This window comes from Burkholderia sp. AU32262 (assembly GCF_020419985.1).
Lineage (GTDB): Bacteria > Pseudomonadota > Gammaproteobacteria > Burkholderiales > Burkholderiaceae > Burkholderia > Burkholderia semiarida.
Window position 1 is genome coordinate 1 of sequence record NZ_JAIZRS010000078.1, and the last position, 784, is coordinate 784.

The window sequence follows — 784 nt, forward strand, 5'->3', positions numbered from 1 at the left end:
TCTCGCCGCTGAAGATCGCGCGAACCCGCACGAAGAACATCGGGATCATGAAAATGGCGAGGAACGTCGCCGTGATCATCCCGCCGATCACGCCGGTGCCGATCGCGTGCTGGCTCGCCGAACCCGCGCCGTTGCTGATCGCGAGCGGCAGCACGCCCAGCATGAACGCGAGCGACGTCATCAGGATCGGACGCAGTCGCAGGCGCGCCGCCTCGATCGCCGCGCGCACCGGCCCCATGTTCCCGCCCGCCTGCAGCTCGCGCGCGAACTCGACGATCAGGATCGCGTTCTTCGCGGACAGGCCTACCGTGGTCAGCAGGCCGACCTGGAAGAACACGTCGTTCTCGAGGCCGCGCAGCATCGTCGCGAGTAGCGCGCCGACCACGCCGAGCGGCACGACCATGATCACCGAGAACGGAATCGACCAGCTTTCATACAGCGCCGCGAGACACAGGAACACGACGAGGATCGAGATCGCATACAGGATCGGCGCCTGCGAGCCCGACTGGATTTCCTGGAACGACAGCCCCGTCCACGAATAGCCGATGCCTTCCGGCAGCTTGCTCGCGAGCGCTTCCATCGCGGCCATCGCCTGGCCGGTCGACTTGCCTTGCGCGGCCTGCCCCTGGATCTCGATCGACGACACGCCGTTGTAACGCTCGAGCTTCGGCGACCCGTAGATCCAGTGGCCGCTCGAGAACGCGCTGAACGGCACCATCCCGCCCGAGCTGTTGCGCACGTACCAGATGTTCATGTCCTCCGGCGTCATCCGGAACGGCGCGTC

The 784-nt window shown here is 66.2% G+C and carries 1 protein-coding gene; it reads right to left on the reverse strand.

The window, feature by feature from the left end; all coding sequences use genetic code 11:
- Nucleotides 1-784: efflux RND transporter permease subunit (locus LGN10_RS33380; protein ID WP_226226292.1), on the reverse strand; the 784-nt coding region annotated here is incomplete at both ends.